At 72.8% G+C, this 25,216-nt stretch carries 17 protein-coding genes; 11 read left to right on the plus strand and 6 right to left on the minus strand.

All coding sequences use genetic code 11. The annotated features are described in order from the left end of the window. Positions 1 to 5 precede the first annotated feature (5 nt). On the minus strand, positions 6 to 995 hold the full coding sequence (locus DB32_RS22745) for a DUF4476 domain-containing protein (protein WP_053234741.1): 990 nt from the start codon (positions 993 to 995) through the stop codon (positions 6 to 8). Between the two features lie 184 nt (positions 996 to 1,179). Here DB32_RS22745 and DB32_RS22750 point away from each other — a divergent pair, with 184 nt between their 5' ends. The 7 genes from DB32_RS22750 to DB32_RS22780 all read left to right on the plus strand — a co-directional run bounded on the left by DB32_RS22750 (position 1,180) and on the right by DB32_RS22780 (position 13,981). Then, positions 1,180 to 2,577, plus strand: a complete 1,398-nt coding sequence (locus DB32_RS22750; protein ID WP_053234742.1) for a DEAD/DEAH box helicase family protein — start codon at positions 1,180 to 1,182, stop codon at positions 2,575 to 2,577. A 1-nt stretch (position 2,578) separates the two neighbouring features. Continuing rightward, entirely contained in the window at positions 2,579 to 3,805 is a 1,227-nt protein-coding gene (locus DB32_RS22755) for a DUF790 family protein (RefSeq protein WP_053234743.1), read from the plus strand. Between the two features lie 63 nt (positions 3,806 to 3,868). Further along, a complete protein-coding gene (locus DB32_RS22760) occupies positions 3,869 to 5,392 on the plus strand; it encodes a nidogen-like domain-containing protein (RefSeq protein WP_053234744.1) in 1,524 nt (507 codons plus the stop codon). A gap of 149 nt (positions 5,393 to 5,541) precedes the next feature. Next, a complete protein-coding gene (locus DB32_RS46970) occupies positions 5,542 to 6,264 on the plus strand; it encodes a TolB family protein (RefSeq protein WP_053234745.1) in 723 nt (240 codons plus the stop codon). After that, positions 6,264 to 8,612 carry a VCBS repeat domain-containing M23 family metallopeptidase gene (locus DB32_RS49630; RefSeq protein WP_053234746.1) on the plus strand — a complete coding sequence of 783 codons (2,349 nt, stop codon included), beginning with the start codon at positions 6,264 to 6,266 and terminating at the stop codon, positions 8,610 to 8,612. The genes DB32_RS46970 and DB32_RS49630 overlap by 1 nt, the downstream gene beginning before the upstream one ends. 84 nt (positions 8,613 to 8,696) lie before the next feature. Then, a complete protein-coding gene (locus DB32_RS22775) occupies positions 8,697 to 11,903 on the plus strand; it encodes an alpha/beta fold hydrolase (protein ID WP_053234747.1) in 3,207 nt (1,068 codons plus the stop codon). A gap of 275 nt (positions 11,904 to 12,178) precedes the next feature. Continuing rightward, entirely contained in the window at positions 12,179 to 13,981 is a 1,803-nt protein-coding gene (locus tag DB32_RS22780; RefSeq protein WP_157069296.1) for a serine/threonine-protein kinase, read from the plus strand. Here DB32_RS22780 and DB32_RS22785 read toward each other — a convergent pair whose 3' ends face one another. Next, a complete protein-coding gene (locus tag DB32_RS22785) occupies positions 13,982 to 15,100 on the minus strand; it encodes a tetratricopeptide repeat protein (protein ID WP_053234749.1) in 1,119 nt (372 codons plus the stop codon). Positions 15,101 to 15,251: 151 nt separating this feature from the next. On the opposite strand from DB32_RS22785, the gene DB32_RS22790 reads away from it, so the two are divergent. Next, a complete protein-coding gene (locus DB32_RS22790) occupies positions 15,252 to 16,595 on the plus strand; it encodes a hypothetical protein (RefSeq protein ID WP_157069297.1) in 1,344 nt (447 codons plus the stop codon). Between the two features lie 21 nt (positions 16,596 to 16,616). Here the strand turns inward: DB32_RS22790 and DB32_RS22795 are convergent, their stop codons facing one another. Further along, positions 16,617 to 16,982 carry a hypothetical protein gene (locus tag DB32_RS22795; protein ID WP_053234751.1) on the minus strand — a complete coding sequence of 122 codons (366 nt, stop codon included), beginning with the start codon at positions 16,980 to 16,982 and terminating at the stop codon, positions 16,617 to 16,619. A gap of 956 nt (positions 16,983 to 17,938) precedes the next feature. Between DB32_RS22795 and DB32_RS22805 the strand changes: the two genes are divergently transcribed. Continuing rightward, entirely contained in the window at positions 17,939 to 19,012 is a 1,074-nt protein-coding gene (locus tag DB32_RS22805) for a hypothetical protein (RefSeq protein WP_053234753.1), read from the plus strand. Between the two features lie 423 nt (positions 19,013 to 19,435). On the opposite strand, the gene DB32_RS22810 is transcribed toward DB32_RS22805, so the two are convergent. Together DB32_RS22810 and DB32_RS22815 are read right to left on the minus strand one after the other, a co-directional pair. Continuing rightward, positions 19,436 to 20,677 (minus strand): aminotransferase class I/II-fold pyridoxal phosphate-dependent enzyme, encoded by a 1,242-nt coding sequence (locus DB32_RS22810; RefSeq protein WP_053234754.1) that lies wholly within the window; start codon positions 20,675 to 20,677, stop codon positions 19,436 to 19,438. A gap of 243 nt (positions 20,678 to 20,920) precedes the next feature. Then, positions 20,921 to 21,808, minus strand: a complete 888-nt coding sequence (locus DB32_RS22815) for a hypothetical protein (protein WP_053234755.1) — start codon at positions 21,806 to 21,808, stop codon at positions 20,921 to 20,923. 134 nt (positions 21,809 to 21,942) lie between these two features. Here DB32_RS22815 and DB32_RS22820 point away from each other — a divergent pair, with 134 nt between their 5' ends. Together DB32_RS22820 and DB32_RS48450 are read left to right on the plus strand one after the other, a co-directional pair. Continuing rightward, positions 21,943 to 24,135 (plus strand): hypothetical protein, encoded by a 2,193-nt coding sequence (locus tag DB32_RS22820; RefSeq protein WP_053234756.1) that lies wholly within the window; start codon positions 21,943 to 21,945, stop codon positions 24,133 to 24,135. Between the two features lie 410 nt (positions 24,136 to 24,545). Further along, complete coding sequence (locus DB32_RS48450) at positions 24,546 to 24,878, plus strand: four helix bundle protein (RefSeq protein ID WP_169791518.1); 333 nt, start codon at positions 24,546 to 24,548, stop codon at positions 24,876 to 24,878. Here DB32_RS48450 and DB32_RS22830 read toward each other — a convergent pair. Beyond that, positions 24,860 to 25,105 (minus strand): hypothetical protein, encoded by a 246-nt coding sequence (locus DB32_RS22830; RefSeq protein ID WP_053234758.1) that lies wholly within the window; start codon positions 25,103 to 25,105, stop codon positions 24,860 to 24,862. The genes DB32_RS48450 and DB32_RS22830 overlap by 19 nt on opposite strands. Positions 25,106 to 25,216: the final 111 nt, after the last annotated feature.

Genomic DNA, 25,216 nt, shown 5'->3' on the forward strand with positions numbered 1-25,216 from the left:
TTCCGTCAGTGCCCGGTCTGCTGCCGGAGCAGCGTGCGCGAGCCTTCGTACTCGAGCGCCTGCGGCAGCAGGTAGAAGTTCTGCGGGTCCACCGCGCGCGGCCACAGCGTCGTGCCGAGCTGCACCCGCGTGCTGTCGATCGCGCTCGTCTGCATGAGCGTCGCGATCTGCTGGCAGCTCAGCGTCACGCCGCCGCTCGCGAGATCCCGCGCGAGCGCCGTCTGCGCGTACGTGCGCGTGTCGCGGCGGAAGCGCTGCACGAGATCCTGGAACTGCGGCTCGGGCATGCCGACGACGATCACCGGCGCACCGCCCTGCCCTGCCTGCGCGCCGCCGCTGCCGCTCGTCCCGGTGCCCTCTTCCGCGTCGGCGCGCGTCGCCGCGCCCACGGGATCGACCATCTCCTGGCATGCCGTGCTGTTGCCGAGATCGCACGCCTGACGCAGCAGCGCGGCCATGCGCTGGTAGTCGCGCGCGACGCCCATCGCGCGCCCGTAGATGTACGCGACCTCGCGGCACGCATCGGCGTGGCGCATGCCGCACGCACGCTCGTAGTACGACTGGCCCGTCGGCCAGCTCACGGGCACGCCCTGCCCCGTCCAGTACAGCGTGCCGAGGTCGTAGCAGCCGAGCGCATACCCGCCGGTGCACGCCATCGCGTAGAAGCGGTGCGACTCCGAGAGGCTCGTGGGCACGCCGTGCCCGGGGCTCTGCTGGTGGATCCACCCCATCGCGCGGCACGAGCGCATGTCGCCGCCGTTGCACCCGTAGCGATAGAGCTGCGCGGCCATCTCGAAGCTCACCGCGACGCTCGTGCCCTCGTGGTACGCGTCGCCCGCGAACGCGCAGCGATCGAAGCGGCCCGCGTAACAGGCCTGCGCGTCGGCGAGCGCCTCCTGCGCGGAGGCAGGCGAGACCGACGCCGTCGCGAGCGCGATCACGAGCGCCGAGATCCCGAGGGCCACCTTCGCGCCCGTCGCCTGCGTTGCCGTCACCGCGCGTCCTCCTGCTCCGGGGCGCGAAATTCTCACAACGGCGCGACCGCGCCAAGTGTGCACTCGCGATGCAGCCCTGGCGGAATGCCCATTTCTTCGGGCGTTTCACGGATTCGCGCGCACCGTCGCCCACGAGGTGCGCGACCGAGCACGCGTGCTCCGAACGCCTGGTACATTGCGCCGCGTGCGCGTCCGACTCGCGTTCCGAAGCGGCACGATCGAGGTGCACGGGCTGCCCGAGGGCACACCCGCGCTGCCGGCGACGTGCGTGTGGGACGCGCGGACGCGATCACACCGCGCGCCCGGCATCGCGTACGCCGACGTCGTGCTCGCGCTCAAGGCCGCGGAGATCGAGGTCGACGACGACGCGCGCGCGTACGAGGAGATCGACGCGGCCCCCGTGATCCAGCGCGAGCCGCGGCCCTACCAGCGCGAGGCGATCGCGGCGTGGAAGCGGGCGCGCGGGCGCGGCGTGGTCGTGCTCCCGACCGGCGCGGGCAAGACGCACGTCGCGGTGATGGGCATCGAGCTGTGGAAGCGATCGACGCTCGTGATCGCGCCGACGCTCGACCTCGTGCGCCAGTGGTACGACCTGCTGCGCTCGACGTTCGATCGCGAGATCGGCCTCGTCGGCGGCGGCGAGCACGACGTGCAGCCGATCACGGTGACGACCTACGACTCGGCGTACATGCACGTCGAGCACATCGGGAACCGCTTCGGGCTCGTGGTGTTCGACGAGTGCCACCACCTGCCGGGCCCGACCTACGCGCTCGCGGCGCAGCTCGCGATCGCGCCGTTCCGCCTCGGGCTCACCGCGACGCCGGAGCGCGCGGACGGACGCGAGACGCTGCTCGACGAGCTGATCGGCAAGACCGTCTATCGACGCGACATCGTCGAGCTCTCGGGCGAGTTCCTCGCGGACTACGACGTGGTGCGCATCCCGGTGCACCTCACGCCCGAGGAGCGCGACGAGTACGAGGCCGAGCGCAGCGTCTACCGCGCGTTCCTCGCGAAGAGCGGCATCCGCATGAGCCAGCCCGACGGCTGGGGGAAGTTCATCATGCTCTCCGCGCGCAGCGCCGAGGGCCACCGCGCGATGCAGGCGTACCGACGCCAGCGCGAGCTCGCGCTCACCGCGCCCGCGAAGCTCGACTGGGTCGAGCGCCTCCTGCACCTGCACCGCAACGACCGCGCGATCCTCTTCACGCAGGACAACGCGACCTGCTACGCGCTGTCGCGACGGTTCCTAATCCCCGCGATCACGCACCAGACGAAGGTGAAGGAGCGCAGCGCGATCCTCGCCGGACTGTCCGACGGCACGTACTCCGCGGTCGCGACGAGCAAGGTGCTCAACGAGGGCGTCGACGTGCCGGACGCGAACGTCGCGATCGTCGTGTCGGGATCGGGCTCGGTGCGCGAGCACGTGCAGCGCCTCGGCCGCGTGCTGCGCAAGAAAGAAGGCAAGCTCGCGACGCTCTACGAGCTCGTCACCGCCGACACCGGCGAGGCGTACACGAGCGAGCGCCGTCGCGATCACAGCGCGTACTCGCAGAGCGGTCGCGTGCGCTCGTTCCGAGGCTGAGATGCTCACGCCCGACTTGGTCCATGCCCGCAGGCAGAAGGACGAGCTCAAGCTCGTGGGGCTCGGCGCGCGACGCGAGCAGGCGATGGAGCTCGCGGAGATGGTCGTCGAGCTCGCGAAGGAGCACGTCGGTCGCCCGCGCGAGGAGCTCGAGCAGGCGTGGCAGGCGATCGAGGTCGAGCCGCGCGATCGCAAGCTGCTCGACGGGATGACGAAGCTCGTCGAGGACGCGCTCGTCTTCGACAGCGAGGTGGGCGACGACGCGCCCGCGCTGCGCGCCGAGGTGTTCCGTCGCGCGACCGAGGCGCGTCGTGCGCTCGGCGACGACGCGCTGCTCGATCGCTCCTCGGTGCTCGCCGACGTCGCGACGAAGCACGGCATGGACCCGGAGACGCTCGACCGCGCGCTCTATGGCGATCTCCGCAGCGCGCACCTCTTGCGCGAAGTGCGCGCGCCCGGCCCGCGCGCGCTCGTCGAGGGCTACGACCTCGCGCAGGCGCAGGCCGTGCTGCTGCGCGCGACGAAGGTCGTCGCGATCCTCGAGGACATCGAGCCCGCCGCGATGCGCGCGCTCTTCCGCAAGCTGAAGTTCTTGCGGCTGCTCTACTCGATCCGCGCCGAGGGCCCGGGCAAGTGGCGGCTCGACATCGACGGGCCGTTCAGCCTGTTCGAGTCGGTCACGAAGTACGGCCTCGCGCTCGCGCTCGCGCTGCCCGCGATCGCATCGAGCGGCACGCATCGCGTCGTCGCGGACGTGCGCTGGGGCAAGGAGCGCCTGCCGCTGCGCTTCGTGATGGAAGGATCGGCGCTGGGCTCGCCGAAGGAGCGAGGCCGCGACGAGATCCCCGCGCGCCTGAGCGACGAGGCCGAGGCGCTGCGCGCGCGCATCGAGGAGAAAGGCGGCGCGTGGCGCGCCGAGGTCGCGGACGTGATCCTCGATCTTCCGGGCGTCGGCGCGTGCGTGCCCGACCTCGTGTGCACGCACCGCGCGAGCGGCGCGCGCGTGCTCGTCGAGGTGATGGGCTACTGGAGCCGCGACGCGGTGTGGAAGCGCGTGGAGCTCGCCGAGAAGGGCCTGTCCGAGCCGGTGCTCTTCTGCGTCAGCGAGCGCCTCCGCGTGAGCGAGGCCGTGCTCCCCGACGACGCGCCCGCCGCGCTCCTGGTGTTCAAGGGCGTGATCCCGATCGGCGCGCTGCTCGAGAAGCTCGAAGCGCTGCGCCGCCGCTGAGCGTCCGGGGGAGGGATTGACGGCGGACCGCGATCTGGCGCCCTCTCTACGGGAGAGGTGCCGATGTCCGACCGTTCGTCCCGTGCGCTCGCCGCTCTCGTGCTCGCCGCGCCACTCGTGCTCTTCGGTTGCGGCGAGAGCCATGCTCCAGAGGACGACGCCGGCGCCGCGGCCCACGATGCGAGCAGCGACGAGCGCGACGCGTCGGCGCCGCCGAGCGACACCGGCGTCGAGCCCTCGTCGTGCCTGCCGGGCACGATCGAGACCACGTCGTGCGGTCGCTGCGGGACCACCGATCGCTTCTGCGATGTCTCGGGCACCTGGACGCAGGGCGAGTGCCGCGACGAAGGCGTGTGCGTGCCCGGCGATGCGCGCGAGACGCCCTGCGGCAACTGCGGCACGCAGACCGAGCGGTGCAGCGACGCGTGCGAGTGGACGCCGCCGAGCGCGTGCACCGGCGAGGGCGAGTGCGCGCCGGGCGCGACGACGCGCACCGACGAAGGCTGCGAGCCCGGCGGGATGCGCGACGCGGTGTGCAACGCCGCATGCACGTTCGAGCCGATCGGCGAGTGCGAAGGCCGCTGCGACACGCCGGGCACGATCGAGCACGTCCCGTGCGGCACGATGTGCGGGACGGTCGAGCGCTTCTGCACGACGGATCACCGCTGGATGTACGAGGAGTGCGTCGAGGCCGGCGTGTGCGTGCCCGGCACGACCGAGACCGCGCCGTGCGGCCGCTGCGGCACCCAGACGCAGCGCTGCAACAGCACGTGCGAGTGGGTGCCCTCGAGCGAGTGCACGGGACAGGGCGAGTGCCTCCCGGGCAGCACGACGTACTCGAGCACCGGCTGCGGCGCGGACGAGGCGCGCCTGCTCACGTGCGACGACGCGTGCGGCTACCAGGCGGGACCGTGCGTCGTGACGCGCACGGGTCTGCTCGAGGGGCTCGGCGCGCCCGAGGGCGTCGTCGCGGTGGGCGACGACGGCTCGTCGCCCGCGATCGATCTGAGCGCGGCGTTCCCGAGCGGGCTGACGCTCTACGGGACGACGTACACGACGCTCTTCGTGAACAACAACGGCAACCTCTCGTTCGGCGGCGCGCTCTCGACGTTCACGCCGGAGTTCCCGCGGGCGACGGCGCCGAGCCCGCGCACCGCGCTGATCGCGCCGTTCTGGGGCGACGTCGACACGCGCGGCGGAGGCCGCCCCGCGTCGAACGACGTGCACTGGGACATCGACGGATCGCGCTTCGTCGCGACGTGGCGGCTCGTCGGCTACTACAACTCGCACGTCGATCGGCTGAACAGCTTCCAGGTCGTGCTCACGAACCGCAGCGACGTCGCCCCCGGCGACTTCGACGTCGAGTTCCGATACGCCCAGTGCCAGTGGACGAGCGGCGACGCGAGCGGCGGCACCGGAGGGCTCGGTGGCGACGAGGCGAGCGCGGGGTTCGAGGCCGGCAACACGATCGACTACCTCGCGCTGCCCGGCTCGGGCACGCCCACCGTGCTCGACCTCTGCACGACGTCGAACGTCGGACCGCCCGGGCTCTGGCGCTTCCAGGTGCGCGGAGGCGTCCCGCGCTGAGCTGCTGCCTCCGGCGCGCACCGTCCACTTCGTGGTCGGCTCGCGCGCTCGGTCGCGACACCCTGGCGCGCGAACGTCGCGTCGCGGAAGCGATCCGCGGCCTCCATGCGCCGCGCGTATGGGCACGCCGCTTGTTATGCGCGGAACGCATGGTTCGGACCGCGATCCTCTCGTGCCTCGTGCTCGCGCTCGCCGCGTGCAGCCGCCCCGATGCGCCGGCTGCGCACGAGGCCGCGCCCCTGCTCGACGAAGGCGAGGTCCTCCTCGATCGGCGCGAGGACGGCGCGACGCTGATCGGCCGCCTCGCGCCGGTGCCCGAAGACTCCGACGCCGATCGCGTGCTCACGCTCGGCACCAGCGGGCTCGACGGATCGCTCGACGGCGCATCGGTGCTCGACGCGCGCTTCGTCGCGGGTGGGCTCGTCGTGCTGCGCGCCGACCACGTGCTCGTCGCGCATCGCGACGGCGCGACCATCGAGCTCGACACGCAGGTCGAGGGCCCGCTCTCGATCGCCGGGACGCGCGTCGCCTACGTCCGCGGCGAGTTCCCCGAGCTCGAGCTCGCGATCGCCGATGCGCGCAGCGGCCAGGCGCGCGCGCTGACGCAGGGCATGGCGCCGGCGTGGTCGCCGGCGCTCTCGCCCGATGCGACCGAGATCGTGTTCGTTTCGGGCGTGCGCGGATCGCCGCTGCTCTACCGCGTGGACACCCGCGGCGGCGCGCCGCGCGCGCTCCCGCCGAGCGAGCGCTTCCCCACCGCGCCCGTCGCGCCGCGCTGGACCGCGGACGGCACGCTGCACTTCGAGGACGAGCGCGGCCCCGCGACGCTGCTGATCGGCGAAGGCGACGGCGTGCTCGAAGGAGCGCGGTGATGCGCTTCGCGCTCGCCACGATCGCGGTGCTCGCGCTCGCGATCCCAGCGTCCGCGCAGGTCCGCCATCGCCGGCCTTACGCCGAGTCCTACCGGCTCAACTACGGCTTCGACAACAACGGCGGTGGCTCCGGCTGCTCCGACTACACGTGCGGCGGCGCCTGTTACGACGGGCACACCGGCTCGGACTTCGGCACGCCGTTCGGCACCACCGTGCTCGCGTCGCAGTCGGGCCGCGTGATCGCGACCCACAACGGCTGCGCGAACTACGGCGCGGTGGGCAACACCTGCGGCGGTCGCTGCGGCAACTACGTGCAGATCGAGCACAGCGACGGATCGCGCTCGATCTACTGCCACATGCGCCTCGACTCGCTGCGTGTGAGCACCGGGCAGAGCGTCTCGTGCGGTCAGGTGCTCGGTCAGACCGCGTCGAGCGGCAGCAGCTCGGGCCCGCACCTGCACTACGGCTACCGGCGCACCGCGAGCGCTGCGCAGCGTGATCCCTACTCCGGTCGCTGCGCGAGCGCGGCGACGATCTGGGTCTCGACCGGCGCGTACCGCGAGGCGCCCGGCACGAGCTGCGGCTGCACCCCGAGCGCCGAGTCGTGCAACGGGCGCGACGACGACTGCGACGGGCGCGCCGACGAGTCGCTCTCGCGCGCGTGCTCGACCGAGTGCGGCGCGGGCACCGAGACGTGCTCCGGCGGCGCGTGGGGCGCGTGCAGCGCGCCGCGTCCTTCGGCCGAGGTCTGCAACACGCGCGACGACGACTGCAACGGCACGCCCGACGACGCCGACGTCTGCGAGATCGATCTGCTGCACGCGCAGCCGAGCGTGTACGCGCCGCCGCGCACGACCGACGTGAACGCCGACGGGCGCGCCGATCTCTGCGCGCGCGGCTACGGCGGCGTGCGGTGCTGGCGCGCGAACGGGAGCGGCTGGGACGCACCGACTGCGGCGATCCCGTGGAGCGATCCCAGCGGCTGGACCGACGTGACGAACTACACGACGTTGCGCATGGGCGACGTCGACGGCGACGGTCGCGCCGACGTCTGTGCGCGCGCCAACGCGGGCTTCCTCTGCGCGCTCGCCACCGCCGACGGCTTCGCCACCCACACCACCTGGCGCGACGGGATCAGCGACGAGAACGGCTGGGCCAACCCGCGCTTCTACACGACGATCCGCCTCGCCGACGTGAACGGCGATCGCCGCGACGATCTCTGCGCGCGCGACAACGCCGGCTTCGGCTGCTGGCTCTCGAACGGGACGAGCTTCGACATGCGCGTCGAGGGCCCGCGCTGGTCCGACGCGAGCGGCTGGGGCGCGGCGCGCCACTACGGGTCCATCCGCATGGGCGACGTGAACGGCGATCGCCTGGCCGACGTGTGCGCGCGCGCCGGCGCGGGGGTCGAGTGCTGGCTCTCGGACGGCAACGGCTTCCCCACGCGCGTCGCCGGCCCCGAGTGGAGCGACGCGCTGGGATGGGGCGCGATGCGCTTCTGGAGCACGATGCGCCTCGCCGACTTCGACGGAGACGGTCGCGCCGATCTCTGCGCGCGGAGCAGCACCGATCTCCGCTGCGCGCGCTCCACCGGCACGTCGTTCGAGCCCGCGACCATCGTCGCGCCGCTCGCCGACGAGAGCGGCTGGGACGACCTCACGAACTACGCGACGCTGCGCGTCGGCGACATCGACGCGGACGGCGCGGACGATCTCTGCGTGCGCTCGAACGTGGGCATCGAGTGCTACGCGTGGAACCGCACCGAGTTCGTGCGCGTCGCGGGCCCCGCGTGGTCCGACGAGAGCGGCTGGAGCCCGGCCAAGCACCACCAGACGATCCGCCTCGCCGACGTGAACGGCGACGGGCTCGAGGACGTGTGCGGGCGCGCGATCGCGGGATGGCGCTGCCATCCGTCGCGGGGCGACGGCTTCGGCGACGCGATCGTGCTCGACGAGCTGCGCGACGACGGGAGCTGGAGCGAGCCTCGCTACTGGGCGACGATCCTCTCCGCGGGCCACGCGTGCCGCGCCGAGATGGAGTCGTGCAACGGGCGCGACGACGACTGCGACGGCGAGATCGACGAGGACGCGCGCGCGGAGATCTGCAACGAGGTCGACGACGACTGCGACGGCGAGATCGACGAGAACGACGTGTGCCTCGTGGTCGCGCCCGACGCCGGTCTCGACGCGGACGGCGGCGTGCCGCGCGCCGACGCGGGCACGAGCAGCGGCGGCGGCAGCATGGTCGTGGGGGGATGTGGCTGTCGCGCGGGCGGTGGACGCGCCGGCGCGGGCGCGTGGGCGGCGCTGGTCGCGCTGGCGCTCGTGATCGCGCGACGGAGGCGTTGAGCCAAAGAGACCTCGCGCGTGCACGTTCGGCTATGCTCGGCCGACGTCGGGCACGAGCCCGCCCGGGGGAGCTCCCAGCCTTTCATGAGCAGCGATCGCGAGCGTGAGAGCCGTCGTCGTCGGCGGCGCAGTGGTGGTCCAGGTCTCTCGCGCGCCTTCGGGCGCCTCTCGGCGAGCGCGCGCAACGCGGTGGAGGTGATGCGCCTCGGGCGGCTCGGCGCGCCCTACGCCGCCGCGTTCGAGGTGGCGTACGAGGATCGCGTCTCGAAGCTGCGCCACTACCTCGCGCCCGCGCCGGTGCCGGGCGCGCTCGACGAGCTCCCCGACGACACCGAGTCGCTGCGTCCGGTGCTCCTCGTCCCGCCGCTGATGGTCACGAGCGAGGTCTACGACATCTCGCCCGAGCTCAGCGCGGTCACGCAGCTCGGTCGTGCCGGGCTCGACGTGTGGCTCGTCGACTTCGGCGCGCCCGAGCGCACGCCCGGCGGCATGGAGCGCACGCTCGACGATCACGTGCGCGCCGTCGATCGCGCGATCGACGAGGTCATCAAGCGCACCGGCAAGGACGTGCACCTCGCGGGGTACTCGCAGGGCGGCATGTTCTGCTACCAGGTCGCGGCGCTGCGCCGGAGCGCGGGCATCCGCTCGATCGTCACGTTCGGATCGCCGGTCGACATCCGCCGCAACCTCCCGGGCATCGGCGTGCAGGCCGCGGAGCGCGTGATCGCCGCGGCGCGACGCGCGGTCGAGATCCCGCTGCGCCAGATGGAGGGCCTGCCCGGCTTCCTCACGAGCACCGGCTTCAAGCTGCTCAGCGTCCGCAAGGAAGTGCAGCAGGTCTTCGAGTTCGTGCAGAAGCTCCACGACCGCAACGCGCTCGAGAAGCGCGAGAGCCGCCGCCGCTTCCTCGCGGGCGAGGGCTTCGTCGCGTGGCCCGGCCCGGCGTTCCGCACGTTCGTCGACGAGTTCATCGTGCACAACCGGCTCGCGTCGGGCGGCTTCGTGATCGACGGGCGCACGGTCACGCTCGCCGACGTCACCTGCCCGATCCTCTTCTTCGTCGGCGAGACCGACGAGATCGCGCGCGCCGCGTCGGTGCGCGCGATCCGCGAGGCCGCGCCCGCGTCGGAGATCCACGAGATCCCGGTGCGCGCCGGGCACTTCGGGCTCGTCGTCGGCAGCCGCGCGGTGACCGTGACCTGGCCCTCGGTGATCGAGTGGGTGCGCTGGCGCGACGCGGACGGCGCCATCCCCGAGCGCCTGCGTGACGAGCCCTCGCGCCCCTCGCCGATCGACATCGACGACGAGGAGTTCGACGAAGCGCCGATCGACGTCGAGGCGTTCTACGACGTCGCGACCGGCGCGGTCGACGCGATGTGGACGCGCGTGAGCGACGTCGGCCGCGAGGTCGGCGAGGTGATCGACTCGCTGCGCTGGCAGGTCCCGCGCCTCCAGAAGCTGCGCCGCATCGAGGCCCACACGCGCATCTCGATGGGCAAGGCGCTCGCCGATCAGGCCGCCGCGATCCCCGAGAGCACGTTCTTCCTCTGGAAGGGCCGCGCGTTCACCTACCGCGACGCGGATCGCCGCGTCGACAACGTCGTGCGCGGCCTCGTGCACTGCGGCGTCCGCAAGGGCACGCGCGTCGGCGTGCTGATGACGACGCGTCCTTCGTACCTGTCGATCGTCTGCGCGCTGAACCGCATGGGCGCGGTCGCTGTGCTGCTGAGCCCCGACAGCACGCGCATCTCGCTCGAGCACGCGCTGCGGCTGCTCGGCGAGACCGGCGCGCCGATGGAGCTGCTCGTCACCGACCCCGACCACGCGGAGCGGGCGCGCGAGGCGTTCACGGGCCCGGTGCTCTCGCTCGGCGGCGGTCCTCCTGGCCGGGGCCCCGCCGCCCCCGGCCCTGGCGAGAAGCCCACGCTGCCCGAGGGCGTGCTCGACATGGAGTCGATCGATCCCGACGCCGTCGTGCTGCCGCCCTGGTACGAGCCCGACGCGGGCCGCGCGTCGGACCTCGCGTGCATCATCTTCACCGCGGGGCGTCACGAGGTCCCGAAGGCCGCGCGCATCACGAACCGACGCTGGGCGTTCTCCGCGCTCGGCGCGGCGGCCGGGTGCACGCTGACCTCGAACGACACCGTCTACTGCTGCCTGCCCCTGCACCACGCGGCGGGCATGCTCGTCGCGGTCGGCGGCGCGCTGGTCGGCGGCGCGCGCCTCGCGCTCGCGAAGCGCTTCGATCCCGAGACGATGTGGCCCGAGGTCCGTCGCTACGGCGCGACCGTCGTCTTCTACGCCGGCGACATGCTGCGCGCGGTCGTCGAGGCGCCGGCATCGCCGCTCGACGCGCACTCGCCCGTGCGCCTCTTCGCGGGCAGCGGGATGCGCGCCGACGTCTGGGAGCGCCTGGTGCAGCGCTTCGGTCGCGCGTCCGTGCTCGAGTTCTACGGATCGACCGAGGGCAACGCGGTGCTCGCGAACGCGTCGGGCACGAAGATCGGCGCGCTCGGTCGTCCGCTGCCGGGCAGCACGGATCTCGCGCTGCTCGGGTGGGACTTCGACAAGGAAGACCTCGCGCGCGACGAGTCGGGCCGCTTGCTCACGAGCGGCATCGACGAGCCGGGCGTGCTGATCGCGCGCATCGATCCGGTGCATCCGATGGCGACGTTCGACGGCTACGTCGCGCGCCCCGAGGGACGTCGCGAGGGCGACGAGGAGAGCGAGGCCGCGGGGCGCGTGCTGCGCGGCGTGTTCGAGGCGGGCGACGCGTGGTTCGTCACCGGCGACCTGCTGCGTCGCGACGCCGACGGCGACTACTGGTTCGTCGATCGCCTCGCCGACGTCGTGCGCAGCGCGGGCGGGCCGATCCCGACGATCGCGATCGAGGACTCGCTCGCGCGCATGCCGGGCGTGCGTCGCGCGGCGGCGTACGGCGTGAGCCTGCCCGGCATCGCGGGCGAGGTGCTCGTCGCGTCGATGGTGCCGAGCCGCGGCGTCGATCTCGACGGCGACACGCTCTCGCGCGAGATCGCGCTCGCGCTGGTGCCGGCGCGCAGGCCGCGCTTCGTCCGGCTCGTCGAGGCGATCCCGCTGACGGACGGCTACCGCACGATGAAGGCGCCGCTGCGCGAGGCGGGCGTGTCGCTCGACGACGGCGCGGGCACGTTCGTCTACGACGCGACGACCGAGCGCTACGCGCTGCTCGACGTCGCGCAGTGGGAGCAGGTCGTCGGCGAGCTGCGCACGAAGGGCAGCTCGAAGCGCCCGGCGGCGCGTCGTCGCTGACGCGGCGCAGAAGAGAATTCACCGCAGAGGGCCGCAGAGAGCCGCAGAGAAATCCTCTCTGCGGCCCTCCGTGGCCCTCCGTGGTCGATCTCTCCTTCATCCCGCGAGGAGCGCGCGCTGCGCCGCGCGTGGCGCAGAGCGGGCGCCGCTCCGTGGCGCGCTGCGCTGACGCGCGAATTCCCGCGATCTCGCGCGGTACGGATCCTGCGAAATCCAGCGCTGTCCGCCCGCGCGAGCAGTTCGTGTGGGTCGCCGACGTTCGCGAGAGGATCTGCATGACGTCGTCTGGTGCACGCAGCTCGCATCCGGCCTCGCGCGACGCCGTGCCATCCGAGGAGATCATCGAGATCTCGCTCGCGAGCAGCAGCATCGTCGAGGTCGCGCCCGAAGCTGCGCGCGCGCTCGCGCCGGACGCGACGATGCCCGAGCGCATCGGGCGCTATCGACTGCTCCACGAGCTCGGCCGCGGCGCGATGGCGCGCGTGCACGTCGCGGTGACGCACGGGCCCGCGGGCTTCGAGCACCTCGCCGCGATCAAGACGCTGCTCGACTGCTACACGCACCTCGACGAGTTCAACACGATGCTGCTCGACGAGGCGCGCCTCGGCGCCGCGATCCGGCACCCGAACGTCGTCGAGACGCTCTCGGTCGGCATCGATCCGATCGCGGGCCCCTTCCTCGTCATGCAGTACGTCGAGGGCGTCACGCTCGCGACGCTGCTCAAGCGCGCGCGCGAGCAAGGGCGCGTGATGCCCACGCGCGTGATCGTCCGCATCCTCGCCGACATGCTCGAGGGCCTCGCGGCGGCGCACGCGGTGCGCGGTCCGGACGGCGAGCCGATGCGCATCGTGCATCGCGACGTGAGCCCGCAGAACGTGCTCGTCGGCGTCGACGGCGTCGCGAAGGTCTCGGACTTCGGCGTCGCGAAGGCGAAGGCGCGCCTCACCACGACGCAGGCCGGACAGTTCAAGGGCAAGGCGTCGTACTCGTCGCCCGAGCACGTCGCGGGCGAGCAGGTCGACGAGCGCGCCGACGTGTTCTCGGCGGGCGTGATGCTCTGGGAAGGGCTCACGGCGCAGCGGCTCTTCAAGGGCGACATGGTCACGTCGATGCGCCGCGTGCTCACCGAGCCGATCCCGTGGGTCTCGCGCATCGCGCCGCAGCACGAGGCGTTCGACGAGATCGCGGCGCGCGCGCTCGAGCGCACCCGCGAGCGACGCTTCCAGTCCGCCGACGCGATGCTCGAGGCGCTGATGCGCGTCGCGGAGGAGACGGGCGTGGTGGGCACGCACCGCGAGGTCGCGGCGTTCGTGTCGCTCACGTGCGGCGACGGCATCGAGTCCGATCGACGCGTCATCGCGCACCACCGCACGCTCGCGAGAGACGCGCCCAAGCGCGACGCGTCCTCGGACGCGATCGACATCACGATCCCGACGCCGCCTCCGGCGTCGATGGCGCAGGACGCGCACGACGCGCGGAAGCGCCGCGCGTCGGCGCGGCTCGACACCATCAAGGTGCGCGTCGCGCAGCGGAAGCAGCGCTCGGCCGCGCGCGTCGTGGGGCTCGCCGCGGTCACGCTCGCGGCGCTGACGCTCGCGTTCGTGGTCGCGCGCGTGGTGCGGCCGCACGTGGTCGCGACGCCGATCGCGGCGACGACGCTGCCGGTCGAGACCGAGGCCGAGACCGAGGCCGTGGCCGAGGCCGTGACCGAGGCCGTGACCGAGGCCGAGGCCGAGGCCGTGATCGAGCCCGTCATCGTGACGCTGCCTGCGGCTGCCGCGGAGCCCGACGCCGAGGCACCGCCGCCGCCGGTGCAGGTGCGGCGCGAGCCTCGACGTGCACGGCCGGTCGCGCCGGCTCCGCCTGCCGACGACGACGCGCCGATCGCGCCGACGCCCGAGACCGAAGCGGCGCCGGAGCTCTCGACGAGCGCGACCGCGGTGGTGCTCGCCGCGCGTGACGCCGTGCGCGCGATGGAGACCGACGACGAGAGCGAGAGCGAGCCCGACGCGCTCACGCGCGAACCGCCCGACCTCGATCACCAGCCGATCGCGGCGGTCCAGCCCCCTGCGCCGTGATCAGCGGCCGCGGCGCGCAAGGTCCTGATCGAGGCGCTCGGCCGCGCGCGTCGCGTGCTCCGCGTACCGGCCTTCGTTGCCGCCGCCCGTCAGGTACGTCGCCCACGAAGCGCGCGCGCGACGCAGGAGCTCCTCGCGCGAGGCCGCCGCATCCGCTTCGAGCGCCAGCGCTTCCCAGCCGACGCCGTCGTACGCGTGGACTTCGTACGCCGGCTCGAAGAACACGAGGCGGCTGTGGAGCACCGCCATCGGTCCGTGCGCGCGCCGATCGACGCCGAGCCGCGCGTCGGTCGGCGACGGTGCCGCGAAGGGATCGGCCTGGATCGCGCGACGCGCGGTCGCGAGCGCCTCGCGATGCTCGCCGCTGCGGTCGAGCGCGAGCGCGAGGCCCCACAGCGAGAGCACGCGACCGAGCGAGTCGTTGCCCGCGAGCTCGCTCGCGCGGCGGTAGGAGGCGATCGCGCTCTCGAGGTCGCCGATCATCATCGTGTTCTCGGCGAGGTTGAGGTGCACCGTCGCGAGCGGCACCGGCGTGAAGAGCCGCGCCAGCGAGAGCTCACGATCGGTCATCGCCTGCGGCATCGGCGCGGCGGGCAGCAGCGACGCGTCGAGCGCGCGCCGGTACTCGGAGACCGCCGCGCGGTGATCGCCGCGTCGCGAGTGCAGGATCGCGAGCTCGAACGCGACGCGATCGGCGTGGTAGTCGGGATCGGCGCGACGCAGATCCTCGAACGCCGCGACCGCTTCTTCGGTGCGACGCTCCTCGCGCCCGTCGGGCTCCCGCCGGAACCAACCCGCGAGCGCGAGGCCGGTGAAGTAGAGGAGATCGGGGTCGTCGGGGAGGTCGCGCCGCGCGCGCTCGAAGCGCACGAGCGCTTGCTCGAAGAGCACCTCGGGCGGCGGGCCCAGCGAGTCGGGATCGGACTCCTGCGCGTCGAGGAGCTTCACGAGCCCTTGGCGCCGCAGCTGTCGCGCGCGGCGTCGCTCGGGGTGCGCGTGGTCGCCCCACGAAGGCTCACCCGCGCGCTGGACGCCGCCCTCGAGCTCCTGCGCGCGCGCGACCGCGGCCGCGCCCAGGAGCGCGGCGAGGAGCGTGACGAGCACGTGGCGCGAGAGCACGACGAGCCCGGTGTAGACAAAGCGCGCGGGCGCGTCGAGAGGACGGGGGCGAGACCGAGACCGAGGGCGGACGCGAGACGGAGCCGACGCGGCATCGATGTCGCCGGGGCGTCACCGGCTTGGTGTCGCGGCGGCGTGATAAGCTCGATCGGTGCACTTGCCGTATGGTCGTGTCGCGGCGCTCCTCGCCCTCACCCTTCCCTTCGTCCTGCCTGCGTGCACCGAGCGCGCAGAGGGCTTCGACGCCTCGGGGCTGCTCGTCGACGCATCAGTCGACGGCGCCGCGGACGCCGGCGGCTTCGACGCCGGCCCCGACGACGCGTCGACGCCGACCGATGCGCCGATCGACGCGCCGATCGTGCTCGATCCCGACGCGGGCTGCGCGATGGGCAGCTCGCTCGTCGAGGTGACGCGAAGGCCGGTCGACATCATCTGGGTCGTCGACAACTCGACCTCGATGGAGCCGGCGATCCGGCAGGTGCAGGAAGGCATCAACGACTTCGTCGACCTGATCACCGACCGTGAGCTCGACGACTACCGCGTCATCATGCTGAGCCTGCGCGGTCGCGGGCTGAGCGGGAGCCGCTACCGCGTGTGCATCCCGCCGCCGCTCTCGGGCGACTCGGACTGCGGCGACGGCGAGCGCTTCTTCCAGGTCGAGGTCGACATCCGGAGCACCCAGCCGATCGAGCAGATCCTCGGCACGCTGGGGCAGTCCACGGGCTACACGGACGGCAGCGGCGTCGGGTCGGCGCCGTGGCGGCACCTGCTGCGCGAGGACGCGACGAAGACGATCGTCGTCGTGACCGACGACAACGCGAGGACGTGCGCCCGGCCGCATCAGATGGACGCGGAGTGCATCGCGGGGCGGCCGCCGCTCACCGAGACGTCGCTCGAGGACTACCCCGGCGGGCTCCATCCGTTCGGGGGCGGCACCTCGGGCGCGCCCCGCGCGCTCGGGCCCGGGCTGCTCACGGCGACGTACGGCACGCTCTTCGAGGGCTACACGTTCAACGCGATCTACGGCTACGGGTCCGAGACCGATCCGGACGTCGCGTGCAGGTTCTCGGCGACCGACGAGGCGAGCCCGGGCTGGACGTACACGACGCTGGTGCAGCGCACCGGCGGCGTGCGCGCGAAGATCTGCGACGGCGCCCCGGCGTGGGGTCCCTTCCTCGACCGCGTCGCGAGCACGGTCGCGGAGACGTCGCGCATCGAGTGCGAGGTCGCGATGCCGGAGCCGCCCGAGGGCACGGTGCTCGATCCGCGGCGCGTGAACGTGCAGATCCGCGGCGCGTCGGGCTCGACCACGATCCCGTACGCGGGCGCGGCGGCGTCGTGTGATCCGACGCGCGGTGGATGGCACTACGACGACGCGGCGAGCCCGACGCGCGTGATCCTGTGCCCGAGCTCGTGCGAGTTCGCGCGCGAGGAGACGGCGGAGACGAGCGGGGGGCTCGACGTGATCTTCGGGTGCCAGTCGATTCCGATCTGAGCGCTCCGCTCGCTCTGACACTCAACGCGCGTCGACGATCGGCGTCGGTGCGGTCGGGCCGCTCGACGGATCCGCTGGCGCGGGCTGCTCGCGCTTCCGGCGCGATCGGAACGTGTCGATCGGGGTCATCACCGCGTGCCGGAACCGCTCGACGGAGCTCGGGTCGGTGGTGTCGACGTCGGCCGCGAGCATCCGCGCGTAGCGGCTGACCTCGCGCGAGAACGCTTGCATCGCCTCCTGGAGCGCCTTCGAGCGCGGCGTCTCGCGCGGCGCGCCTCCGATCCCGAGCGCCTCGCGCAGCGCGTCGCACGACGTCCTCGCCGTGGCGCGGGGCTCGGGACCGATCATCGCGTCGAGCTCGGCCTCGAGACCGAGCTGCGCGATCACCCGCAGGATGCGATCGGCCTCGGACCACGCGGCGTGCGCGTCCCAGCGGGTGAACCCGAGGCCGTTCGGGAACAGCCACGCGTGGAGCGCTGCGGCGCGCGCACCGACACCGTCGCTCGGCCCGGGAGTCGGCTCTTCGCGAGCAGCGTGTCGTGCGTCGCGCCGAACGCGGCGCCGAGGAGGTCGAACGCCGGCTTCACGGCGGCCGATCCCTGGCGTGCGGTGCGAATGTCGTCGATCGCGATTGCGATGTCGTCGATCGTGTCGAGCTGCGCCCGCGCGCGCCGCGAGAGGTCGCCGGGGGCGGCGACGCGCAGCGAGCCCGCGAGCGGCTTGACGTGGCTCGCGCACAGGCGGACGCCGTCGCAGTAGTTTCCGAACGTGATCGGCTCGGGGCGGAGCGGGATCGCAAGGGAACGTCCAGGACGGGGCATCGCTCTGCTCGTCGGTGAGGGGGAGCGCGGCAGCGACGTCCGTGACGCGCGCGCCGCACGATCCCGGGTTTCGGCGCGAAGCGAGCTGCGTTGCGCGCGAAGACGCGCGCACGGCGCCCGAGTGGGTCGGTGCGAGCGCAGATCGGAGCGATCGGCAGGCTCGCTGGTGGCGGGATCGTCGAGGTCGGCCTTCGGGCGTCGCGACGGTCGGCGGGACCGCTGAGATCAGCGTTCGGCCGCTTCGAGGGTCGAGCGGATCGCTGAGATCAGCGTTGGGCCGCTTCGAGGGTCGACCGGAACGCTGAGATCAGCGTTGGGCCGCTTCGAGGGTCGACCGGAACGCTGAGATCGACGACGGGAGCGCTTCGAGGGTCGGGCGGGACGCTGAGATCGACGACGCCAGCGCCTCGAGGGTCGAGCGAAACGCTGAGATCGACGACGGCAGCGCTTCGAGGGTCGAGCGGACCGCTCAGGTCGACGACGACGGCCACGCCAGGGTCGGTCACATCGTCGCGGTGAACGGTGGACGAGGATCGCGGGTCGCGTGATCGTAGAGGTCAGCTCGGGCGGCGCATCGAGGTCGGCGTGACCGCCGAGATCGGCGCTGCGGGCGAGAAGCCGCTGCTCATCGGGGAGCCGGTCGGGCGGTGCACCGCGTGTGCTCGCGCGATGCAGATCGCGCAGCGGCCATTGGACCTCGTGCTGCGGCCACTCGCGTGGTTGCTGTCGTCGTGCGTGCTCGGATGCGGGACCCGGTCGTCGCCCGCGCTCGGCGACGCCGGGCTCGCGCGAGCGGACGACGCCTCGCCGGGTGACGCCGGGCCCGCCACGCCGGACGATGCGGGGCCCGCCGTGCCGGGCGCGATCGAGCTGCCGCCCGGGTTCACCGTGTGGGACCTCGTGGCCACGGCCGACGGAGACGCGTGCCTCGGCGGGAGCCGCACGGGTCGCGAGGCGTCCGACGAGCTGCCCGAGGTGATGCAGGGCGATGCGTTCATCGCCTGTTTCACACCCGAGGGCCGCACCCGCGCCGTTGCGATCGACTGCTCGCGCGGGTCCTTCGGGGTGCACCGCCTCGCCGCGCATCCCGGCGGAGATCTCTACGCGCTCATGGAGGCCGGCTGCGTGACCGAGGCCTTCGGCGTCGTGCGCTTCGACCGCGCGCTCACGGTGCTCGCGAGCACGGCGATCACGAGCGACGAGTCGCCACCTCCCTACGTGCGCGCGATCGCGGCGTCGCACGACGCGGTGGTCGTCGGCGGATCGATGCGCCGCCCCGGGCGCGTCGGAGCGAGCGACGTGCGGCACGGTCCGTTCGCCGCGATCCTCGCGCCCGACGACCTCGCGACCCGGCACCTCGTGGCGCCCGCGCCAGCCGGCGGCGAGTCGTACTCGGACGTCGGAGTGGACTTCGTCGCGGCCCACGGGGACCGCGCGCTCGTATTCGGTCGGGACGTCGAGGGCGGGAGCTTCGCGCGAAGCGCGGGATCGTTCGTGTCGTGGTCGCGACCCGGGCCGTGTTCGACGCCGAAGACCCGGGCGCCGTGCTCACCTTCCATCGCTGACCACCGCTCGCGAGTCGCTCTGCTCGCGTGAGCGCTCTGCCGTCGTGAGCGACGCCAACTCGTGCTCGCGGAAGAGCTCTGCGACGCGCGTAGAATTCGGCTCCACGATGCCCGAAGGGCGAGTCGGTCCGCGTGAATGACGCGAGCGCGCGAAGCGCTCTCGCGTCATCACGCGTTCCCCCTACTCCACCGAGCTGCGACCATCCCTCCGCGCGCGGCCGAAGCCCTACCAGCCGGGGCGCGGGGAGGGGGCCCGCGCGCAGTTCCGCAGCGCCAACCAGCCTCCTGTACGCAGCCGAATGCGAGTCAGCGCGACGCGCTGAAGGCGCATCGCGCTGACGAGAGCCCCGGCCATCGTCCACCGAAACCGGAGCAGGTCGGATCGCGAGGACCGTCCGAGCACGGGCCCGCTTCCCGCGCCCCTCGCCGAAGCCCTACCCCGCGCGGCCGATCCTCAGACCTCGAGCTCGCCGATCTCTTCACCCGACAAGACGAAGAACGCCTCGCCGTACGTCTTCAGCAGGTCGAGGCACTTGTCCATGTCCTCGCGCGAGTGCCCGCGCGTCACGTTCAGGCGCAGCCGCTCCTCGCCGTGCTTCACGCCCGGATACGTGATCGGGACCATCATCACGCCGTTCTCCATCAGCGCGACGTGCATGAAGAGCGCCTTGCGCTCCTCGCGGCACATCACCGGCATGATGTGCGTGTCGCTGTGCCCGAGATCGAACCCGATCTCCTTCAGCGACTTCCGCATGTAGCCCGCCTTCTCGCGCAGCTCGCCGACCAGCTGCGGGCCGCTCTCCTCGAGCATGTCGAGGATCGTGCTCGCCGCCGCGACGATCGGCACCGGCAGCGTCGCGCTGAACAGGAACGAGCGCGCGCGGTGCTTGATGTGATCGACCACTTCCTCGTCGCCGAGGATGATCCCGCCGATGCCGCCGAACGTCTTGCTGAACGTCGAGACGACGACGAGCTTCTCGCTCGGGAACTTCCCCTCGAGCCCGTGCTCCTCGAGAATGCCGCGGCCGTGCACGCCGAGCGTGCCGGTGCCGTGCGCGTCGTCGAGCACGAGACACGCGTCGTGTTTCGCGCAGACCTCGATCAGCTCCGCGATCTTCGCCTGATCACCGTCGAGCGAGTACACGCCCTCGATGCACACGAGCGCGTTCTTGCGCTCCTTCGTGCGCAGCACGCGGTCGAGCGACTTCGCGCTGTTGTGGTTGAAGAAGCGGATCTCCGCGCCGCTCTTCGGCACGCCCGCCGCGAGGAACGAGCCGTCGAGGATGCACGCGTGCGAGAGCTGATCGAGCACCAGCGTGGTGTCGATGTCGGCGAGCGACATGATCGTGCCGACCATCGCCTGGTAGCCCGTCGTCGTGACCAGGCACTTCGGGAACTTGAACCAGTTGGCGAGGCGCTCCTCGAGCTCGACGTGCGCCACCGTCGTCGCCTGGACGCGCGAGCTCGAGAGGCCGCACGCGTAGCGATCGACCGCGGCCTTCGCCGCCTCCTTCACCTTCGGGTGGGTGGTGAGGCCGAGGTAGTCGTTCGAGCTGAAGTTGACGAGCGGCTGACCCGCGATCGTCGTGTGCAGGCCCCCCGTCTCGAACGGGCGGAAGAACGGATAGACCTGCTTCTCCTTGGCCTCACGGATGCGCGCGAGCTCGGCGTGGGCCTTGTCCTTGATCCAGCTCATTCGGTTCTTCCCCGGCGAAAACGGCCGGTCTTCGTACCCTTCGAGAGCAGCCGTTTCAAGTGCGCGACCTCTACGCACCGGTGCGTCGGGCCCTACGCGGCGAGGGCCTCGCTCCCCGCCCGCGCAGCCCCCGCCGCTCGTTCGGGGAGCTGTCGAACATCGGCTCGTCCTGCCGGTCTCTACCGTCCGCGCGCGTCGCGCGCTCCCGTCCGGGACCCGCGGGACGAGCACTCCCGCAGGGGCTCAGGCCCGGAACAGCATCGGCAGGAGCTGGATCCCGAGCCCGGTCGCGACGAAGCGCATCTTCCGGTTCGAGGTCAGCTTCGTCATCCAGTCGAAGCGACCGGCGTCGGCGAGCGGCGGCTGCGCGCCGGTCGCGGTGCGCGCGCCGAAGAGCACGCGCAGGCCGTCGTAGTACGCGTGCTCGAGCGGCTCGCGCACGATCTCGACGTGCGGCAGCGCGCGCTGGAGGCGCTCGATCACGCGCGTCGCCATCACCTCGCGCTCCGGCGTCGCGCGCACGATCGCGCGCCGTCCGGGCATCGCGCAGCCGAGCGCGGACGACGCGTCGAAGACGCGATCGATGGTGCGCACCGAGCGCTCGAACGCATCGACCTCGAAGCCGTCGTCGGCGCGCGCGGCGCCCGCCTCGACCATCGCGAACATCCGGAAGTGCGGCGAGAAGCCCGGCTGCTTGGGGTGCGGCTGGGCACGAACGGTCTGGTGCACGGTGCAGAGGCGCACGTCGGCGCGCGGATCCTTCGCGAGCCGACGCGCGCACTCGAGCGCGAGCACGTTCGTCGGGTCGCTCACCACCTCGGTCCCGCGCGACGCGCTGATGGTGCGGTCCTGCGAGGTCGGCGCGAGGACCGAGCAGGCGCCGAGCGGCGCGACGGGCGAGAGCAGCAGCGCCTCGTACTCGTGCGCGACGTCGAGCGCGAGCGCATCGAGCCGGTTCGCGAGCCGCAGGTCGAGCGCGGAGGGCTGCACGAAGCCGTCGCGCTCGCGCTGCGCGAGGAGATCGCGGGGCGTGCGCCGTGACGCCTGGGCGCGCGCGAGCTCGAGGAGGAACGGCGTCGTCTCGCTGCTTGATGCTGCGAGGAGATCACGAGGTGCGCGCGGCCCGGACATATGCCCGGAGCATCTCGGCCTCGTCCCCCTCGGCGCAAGCCGCTCGCTCGCATGCGCGCGCTCGGTGGCGAGGACGCCCGGTGCACGATGCCGAGACGGATCGCCCGCGCGTCCCCAACTCAGATGCACCCCGCATGCGATCCCAGCGCCTCGTCGTCGGACTCCTCGCCGTCGTGCTCGCCGCCTGCGTAGAGGCTCGCGGCGCCGCGCCGGATGCAGGCTCGACGCCCGCGGTCGACGCGGCCTCGCCGATCGACGCCGCGCCCCACACCGACGCCGGCAATCTGGACGACGCCGGCAATCTGGACGACGCCGGCAATCTGGACGACGCCGGCGCGCCCGATCACGACGGCGGCCGCTCCGACGGCGACGCCGGCGCGATGAGCGACGCCGCGCCGCCGCCGGCGCCCGAGCTCGTCATCGCGTTCCCCCCGCCGCGCTCGCTGTTCACCGAGGCGACCCTCCGGGTGCTCGGGCGCGCGGGCGGCGTGGTCGCGGTGCGCGTGAACGGCGTGCTCGCGGAGACGGATGATGCGTTCGCGTCGTGGACCGCGATGGTCACCCTCGCCCCGGGCGAGAACGACGTCGAGGTGATCGCCGAGGCGGCGGACGGCGCCGTCGTCGCTCGACGGCTCGAGATCGAGCGCCGCGACGGCTCGCTGTTCGAGCTCGGCGATCTCGCGGGCCCGATCGGCGGCGAGCTCTTCGCGATCTCCGGACACGCGCTCGCCGCGATCGATCCGGTGCGCGGCACGCGCCGCGTCGTCGCGCGCTGGGACGATGCCTACCTCGACGGGCTCGTGTCCGACGGAACGTCGCTCTACGCGGTCGACTCCGACGCGAACCGCGTCGTCGCGCTCGATCCGGCGAGCGGCGCGCGGCGCGTGGTGTCGGACGGTGGCGCGCGCCTGTGGTGGGCGCGGGACCTCGCGTTCGATCCCGAGCGCGCGCGGCTCCTCGTGACCGACTACTCGCGGCGGCAGGTCCTCGCGATCTCACTGGTCGACGGCGCGCGGAGCGTGCTCGCGCCGCTCGACCCGGCCGGTCCGATCGACGTGCTGCGCGGCCGTGGAGAAGCGGTCGTCGGCCACGGGGCCGCCGTGTCGACGCTCGATCTCGAGACCGGCGCGGTCACGATCCTGAGCGACGCGACGCACGGCGAGGGTCCGGCGCTCTCCTGGGTGTACGACCTCGTGCTGCGCGCCGACGACACGCTCGCGCTCACCGGACCGTCGCTCCTGCGCATCGAGACGACGGGCGAGCGTCGCGGTGACCGCACGTTGATCTCGGGCGCCGGGCGAGGCACCGGGCCGGCGCTCGGCCACGCGGTCTCGGTGCGCGTCGATCCGGCGCGCCCCGGTGTCGTGTGGGCGCTCGACATCGAGAACGACGCGGTCGTCGAGATCGATCTCGCGACCGGGGATCGGCGGTGGGTGTCGCGCGAGGGGTTCGGTGCCGGTCCGCCGCTCGGCAGCTACGAGGGCTCGCTGGAGATCGAGGACGGCCGTGCGTTCGTGGTCGAGCCACGACGTGTGATCTCCATCGATCTCGCGACGGGCGAGCGCCACGAAGTGGCGGTCGCCGACGCCGCGCTCGCGGGGCTGACGGGCGGGGTCCACGTCGACGCAGCGGGCGCCCGGGCGTGGGCGAGCGCCTCGCTGGGCGAGGCGGGCGCGCTGGTCGACGTCGATCTCGCGAGCGGTGCGCTTCGCGTGGTGTCCGATGGGACGCGGCCCGAGCAGGGCGTCGCGCTCGGTCATCCCAGGGCGCTGGCGCTCGACCCGACGAGACGCCGCGCGGTGATCTCGAGCGGCAGCGCGCTCGTCGCGGCCGACGTCACGACGGGCGCGCGCACGCTGGTCTCGAGCGGCGAGCGCGGCGACGGGCCGACGTTCACGACGGCCGCCGACATCGAGATCGCGCGCGACGGCTCGCGGGCGTGGGTCGTCTCGCAGCTCGAGGAGGCGGTGTTCGAGGTCGATCTCGAGAGCGGGCGACGCCGGGTGATCTCGGGGCCGGACGTCGGCGCGGGTCCGCCGCTCGTGTGGCCGACGGGGCTCGTCCGCGCGGCGACCGACGACGCGCTCTGGGTCGTGGTGCCGACGTTGCTCGGCGATGCGTGGGGGCTCTATCGCGTGGACCTCGCGACGGGCGAGCGCACGCAGATCTCGGGCATGGCGGCGGGTGCGGGGCCGAGCGAGTACCGCGCGTCGCGCGTCGCGCACGACGGCGTGGCCGGGCGCGTGTTCGTGACGACGCCGGGCGCGCTGAACGCGCTGCTGGCGATCGACACGACGTTCGGGCAGCGGGTGATCGTGTCGAAGTAGAGAGGCCGAGTCCGAGGCCGAGGCCGAGGCCGACGCCGACGCCGACGCCGAGGCCGAGTCCGACGCCGAGTCCGACGCCGAGTCCGACGCCGAGTCCGACGCCGAGGCCGAGTCCGACGCCGAGTCCGACGCCGAGTCCGACGCCGAGTCCGACGCCGAGGCCGAGGCCGAGTCCTCGCTGCACGTGAATGAGGGCTCGGATGCGCCGCCGGCGCGCATCGCTCGCGCCGCCGAACTGCGGGCGTCACGAGCGGTGCGCGCTTCGTCGGCGGAACGTGCGGCCAGGGAGAGAGGGCGCGACTGTGACCCTTCCTCCTCGCCGTCTCTCTCCGGAGCACCGGGCTTCGCCCTCGCGATGCGTGCTCCGGAGAGCGCCAGCGAGGAGGGCGAGGATGAGCGGGAACGAAGGTGTGCTCGACGTCGAGGTGGTGGCCGAACGCGCGGTCGCACGACTGGGCGAGAACGCTGCGCGATTGAGAGCCCGAAGTCGGTGGCTCGCGGATCAGGTGGAGCGCGCAGCGGGGAGTCTGCTGCTCAATCTCGGAGAGCAACGACACAACACGCGCGGCAATCGACGGCTGCGTCTCGAGACTGCCGCGGGGAGCGCGAGCGAGCTGCGCCGTGCGCTGCGATTCGCGCGTCTGTATCGCCATCTCGATGCGGCGGTCTGCGAGGAGATCGATGGAGATCTCGACCGCGTGCTCGCAATGCTCTGGCGAATGCGTCAGCGCTGCAGCACGTGACAGTCGACTCGAGCCCCGGTGGCGTTCGCGCTCGCGGTCGGACCGGAGTCGGACTCGGTCTCGAACCCCGACGCGGTCGCGGACGCGGACTCGGCCTCGGCCTCGGCCTCGGCCTCGGTCTCGGCCTCGGTCTCGGACTCGGTCCCGGTCTCGGCCCCAACGCTCGCGCTCGATTCAGGGCGAGGCGCTCGATTCAGGGCGAGGCGCGAAGCGCGAGCCCGATCCATTCGGCTCCACGATGCCGAAGGCGAGTCGGTCCGCGTGATGGCGCGAGCGCGCGAAGCGCTCTCGCGTCATCACGCGTTCCCCCACCACACCGCGCTGCGTCGATTCCCCCG

The sequence above is a fragment of the Sandaracinus amylolyticus genome (assembly GCF_000737325.1).
GTDB lineage: Bacteria > Myxococcota_A > Polyangia > Polyangiales > Sandaracinaceae > Sandaracinus > Sandaracinus amylolyticus.

What these genes read in the sequence shown, in the direction of transcription:
- DB32_RS46970 (WP_053234745.1), top strand. Translation starts at nt 5,542, where the DNA reads ATGGTTCGGACCGCGATCCTCTCGTGCCTCGTGCTCGCGCTCGCCGCG.
- DB32_RS22810 (WP_053234754.1), bottom strand. Translation starts at nt 20,677, where the DNA reads ATGAGCTGGATCAAGGACAAGGCCCACGCCGAGCTCGCGCGCATCCGT.
- DB32_RS22815 (WP_053234755.1), bottom strand. Translation starts at nt 21,808, where the DNA reads ATGTCCGGGCCGCGCGCACCTCGTGATCTCCTCGCAGCATCAAGCAGC.
- DB32_RS22755 (WP_053234743.1), top strand. Translation starts at nt 2,579, where the DNA reads ATGCTCACGCCCGACTTGGTCCATGCCCGCAGGCAGAAGGACGAGCTC.
- DB32_RS22820 (WP_053234756.1), top strand. Translation starts at nt 21,943, where the DNA reads ATGCGATCCCAGCGCCTCGTCGTCGGACTCCTCGCCGTCGTGCTCGCC.
- DB32_RS22780 (WP_157069296.1), top strand. Translation starts at nt 12,179, where the DNA reads ATGACGTCGTCTGGTGCACGCAGCTCGCATCCGGCCTCGCGCGACGCC.
- DB32_RS22830 (WP_053234758.1), bottom strand. Translation starts at nt 25,105, where the DNA reads ATGGATCGGGCTCGCGCTTCGCGCCTCGCCCTGAATCGAGCGCCTCGC.
- DB32_RS49630 (WP_053234746.1), top strand. Translation starts at nt 6,264, where the DNA reads ATGCGCTTCGCGCTCGCCACGATCGCGGTGCTCGCGCTCGCGATCCCA.
- DB32_RS22775 (WP_053234747.1), top strand. Translation starts at nt 8,697, where the DNA reads ATGAGCAGCGATCGCGAGCGTGAGAGCCGTCGTCGTCGGCGGCGCAGT.
- DB32_RS22760 (WP_053234744.1), top strand. Translation starts at nt 3,869, where the DNA reads ATGTCCGACCGTTCGTCCCGTGCGCTCGCCGCTCTCGTGCTCGCCGCG.